Below are 332 nucleotides of genomic sequence, written 5' to 3'. Positions count from 1 at the left end.
AAGAGAAAGCTGTTGCGAAGGCAGATGCCAAAGCTAAGTCCGATGAAGCTAAGAAGAACATCGACGCTGCAACCACAAATGCAGAAGTCGACCAGGCTAAGTCAACTGGGACAACTGAAGTTAACGGAGTCAACCCAACTGCGCAAAGCAAGCCAGCAGCTAAGCAATCGATCGATGATGCCCTGAAAGCCAAGGAAGCATAAATTGATTCACGTACTGATTTGACGGATGAAGAGAAAGCTGCAGCGAAAGCCGATGCCAAAGCTAAGGCAGACGAGGCTAAGAAGAACATCGACGTTGCGACGACAAACTCAGAAGTTGATCAAGCCAAG

2 protein-coding genes are annotated in these 332 nt (G+C 48.2%); both read left to right on the top strand.

The window, feature by feature from the left end; genetic code table 11:
• A partial coding sequence (locus HMPREF2885_RS00050; RefSeq protein WP_148131113.1) for a DUF1542 domain-containing protein occupies positions 1-203 on the top strand: 203 nt, incomplete at its 5' end.
• A partial coding sequence (locus tag HMPREF2885_RS10335; protein WP_222563575.1) for a DUF1542 domain-containing protein occupies positions 204-332 on the top strand: 129 nt, incomplete at its 3' end.

Source organism: Streptococcus sp. HMSC062H02 (assembly GCF_001813005.1).
GTDB classification, from domain to species: Bacteria; Bacillota; Bacilli; order Lactobacillales; family Streptococcaceae; genus Streptococcus; species Streptococcus oralis_S.
Note: the sequence above shows the minus strand (reverse complement) of the source record. Positions and strands in the feature narration are given on the sequence as shown.